The following is a 3,073-nucleotide window of genomic DNA, read 5'->3' as shown; positions in this document are numbered from 1 at the left end:
AGCCGTAGCCAAATCTATAGCCTCATTTATTCCTATCATTTTAAGTCCTTTTTATAATTTTTTTACATTTTAAATTCGCACAGTTAATACTTCGCGTGGCCTTAAATTTTATGTTGCGCCAAAGCTTGCAAAGCAAAATTTTACCCAAATAAATGCGCGAAATTTCACGGGCTCAATTGCCTTATTTTAATGCTAGTGTTACTTAAAATTTCAAAACATTTCGCTCGTAAAATTCCACTTTGCCCTAGGAATTCCACCCACATTTGCTTAAAAAATTCCACCACGGCTCGTTCATTAAATTTTACTAAAGTTCGCCACTTAAATTCTTAAGAGACTCATCCTTGAAATTCCATCAAGATTTGCTTTTAAAATTCCGCCGCATTTAGTTTTAGCGGTTTTAAATGCATTGCTGCTGATAGAATTTACGTGGCTCTTACGTAGCGTGGCATTTTAAAACGCGTTTTGCGTAAAATTCCGCATCGCTTGCTAGTGCAAAATTCTTTATTTCGGAATTTGTCATTCCTCGAGCCTCTGTATGTCCGCACCAAGCGCACCAAGCTTAGCTTCCAGCCTCTCATATCCGCGATCTAGGTGGTAAATTCTATGTATTTTGCTCTCGCCGCGCGCCGTAAGGGCGGCTAAAACGAGTGCCGAGCTGGCGCGCAGATCGGTCGCCATCACGTCCGCGCCGTTTAGCTTGCCGCCGCTAATCGTCGCGATGTGTCCGTTTAGGCGGATATCTGCGCCCATTCTTGAAAGTTCGCTAACGTGCATGAAGCGGTTTTCAAAAAGCCTCTCGTCGATGGTGCTGACGCCCGAGGAGATGCATGCTAGCGCCATAAACTGCGCCTGCATATCGGTAGGAAAGCCCGGATATTCGCTCGTGATGATCTCAACTGGTTTGATCTTTGAAGCGGGCAAGATCGTTACCTCGTCGCCGCCGCTTGAAATTTCAAATTTAAAGCCCATATCTTCAAATTTTGCAAGCACGGCGCCAAGATGAGCCGCGCAAGCGTGCGTGATCGTGATGCGGGAGCCCGTGATCGCGCCCGCGCACAGATAGGTGCCTGCTTCGATGCGATCGGGAATGATCGAAATTTCATCCAAGCTTAAAAGCTCGCCGCCGCTTCCTTTAATGAGAATCTCGTTCGTGCCGATGCCATCTATGTCGATGCCTGCGCTTTTTAATGCGTTGCAAACGGCGATTACTTCGGGCTCTTTCGCCGCGTTTATGATATGCGTGGTACCGCTTGCTAAAGCCGCCGCCATTACGATATTTTCGGTGCCGGTGACGGTAATTTTGTCAAAATTTATAGTCGCGCCCTTAAGCCCCTTTTTTGCGGTGCAAACGACGTAACCCTGCTCGATCTTAACCTCCGCGCCCATCTTTTCAAGCGCGCTAAGGTGCAGATCGATCGGTCTGGCGCCGATCGCGCAGCCCCCGGGAAGGCTTACCTCGCAGTGTCTAAACCGCGCTAAAAGCGGTCCCAGCACCAGGATCGAAGCGCGCATTTTACGCACTATGTCGTAGATCGCCTTGGTCGAGTTTACCTCGCGCGGATCGATTTTGGCGGTGTTGGCGTCAAGAAACTCGCACTTTGCGCCTAAATTTGAAAGCAGCTGAATTAGCGTGTGGATATCGGAAACTGCGGGTAAATTTTTAATTACGACTTCGTTTTTTGAAAGGATAGATAGAGCTATGAGCGGCAATGCGGCGTTTTTTGCGCCACTTATTTTGACGCTACCGCTTAGTTTTTTGCCCCCGTTAATTCGTAGATAATGCATGATTTCTCCGTGTAAAATTTCGGCGATTATACAGAATTTAGCTTTAAAGTTACCATTTTGTTACCACTGAGCGCTAAAATTACGCCCAAATTTAATCGTTACATAATTTTATAAGGATTTTTATATGAAACAACTAATTATTTGCGCTTTGGGTGCGTTTTTACTGGTCGGTTGCTCCTCAAAAGCCCCGTCTGCCGGTAGCCAGCAAGCGTATGTCTTAAACGATCATGAAGAAGGAATAACTTCGGTGCCGGGAAGCGAGTTTAACCGCCCGCTAATCGCATCTGTGGACGATTACACCGGCACTCGCGCGGGAGGGGACTGCAGCGGATTTATCACCGTGCTAAATGATAAATACGATGATCTGTTTTTTAACTCAAAAGATCTGCCGAAATACTTCACCAACGGACGCAAATCCCAAGCAATATATAATTATTACAGCCGTAAAAATTTACTCAGCAATACGCCGCGAGTGGGGGATTTGGTGTTTTTTCAAAACACTTTGCGTTCTAACAAAGGCAAGGTCAATAACGAAATCAGTCATATTGGTATCGTGCGCGAGATCTATGCTGATGGTCGCGTGAAATTTGTCCACAATACTCGTGGTAGAAATCAAGCGGACTTCGTAAATTTAAATAAGAAAAACGTCCATGTAGCAGGGCAAAAGATGGAAAATAGCTATATCGTCCGCTGCGGCAAAGACCGCATAAGCTGCCTAGCATCGAACCGCTTCGCAGGATACGGACGGGTGAATAACTAGAATTTTTAAAATTCTTTCGCCGTATTTTTTGAAAAATTTCTTATAACGTTTGGAATTTATTAGATTTTATGAAATTTCGTTAGACCTTTAAAAAATTCGCGGCGGTTTGATTTATGCTCTAAAATTTCAAGTAAAATTTTGCAGATAATTTAGCTTGGAATTCTAGCTATGACTTGCTTTATAGAATTTATTAAATTCCTAAAAAATTCTAATCAAATTTTAGAATTTTATGATTTTTAAACTCCTGCAGCAAAAACTTATGAATAAAAACTCACTTTGATACTATCGCGACAAATCAAATTAGCATTTTTAACGCGCAATATAATAAGCATTTAAAATAATTACTCTAAAATTTATTTTGAAATTAATTTAAACTCAAATTTTTGTTATTCTTAGTAAAATTATACTTATAATTTTACATAAAATTCTACGAAATAGCTTCATATAGTTGAAATTCCATCGTTATTAAATTTAACGGCATGTTTGTTTTTTAATTTACGTCAGATAAACTTTATAAATTCCAGTAAA

At 42.0% G+C, this 3,073-nt stretch carries 2 protein-coding genes; one reads left to right on the top strand and one right to left on the bottom strand.

The annotated features are described in order from the left end of the window. Positions 1 to 516 precede the first annotated feature (516 nt). A complete protein-coding gene (murA, locus tag Q0238_RS05620) occupies positions 517 to 1,785 on the bottom strand; it encodes a UDP-N-acetylglucosamine 1-carboxyvinyltransferase (protein WP_297943781.1) in 1,269 nt (422 codons plus the stop codon). A gap of 124 nt (positions 1,786 to 1,909) precedes the next feature. Here murA and Q0238_RS05615 point away from each other — a divergent pair, with 124 nt between their 5' ends. Then, positions 1,910 to 2,545 (top strand): NlpC/P60 family protein, encoded by a 636-nt coding sequence (locus Q0238_RS05615; RefSeq protein ID WP_005870540.1) that lies wholly within the window; start codon positions 1,910 to 1,912, stop codon positions 2,543 to 2,545. Positions 2,546 to 3,073 lie beyond the last annotated feature (528 nt).

The organism is uncultured Campylobacter sp. (assembly GCF_938045775.1).
Classification (GTDB): domain Bacteria; phylum Campylobacterota; class Campylobacteria; order Campylobacterales; family Campylobacteraceae; genus Campylobacter_B.
Note: the sequence above shows the minus strand (reverse complement) of the source record. Positions and strands in the feature narration are given on the sequence as shown.

What these genes read in the sequence shown, in the direction of transcription:
- Q0238_RS05615 (WP_005870540.1), top strand. Translation starts at nt 1,910, where the DNA reads ATGAAACAACTAATTATTTGCGCTTTGGGTGCGTTTTTACTGGTCGGT.
- murA (WP_297943781.1), bottom strand. Translation starts at nt 1,785, where the DNA reads ATGCATTATCTACGAATTAACGGGGGCAAAAAACTAAGCGGTAGCGTC.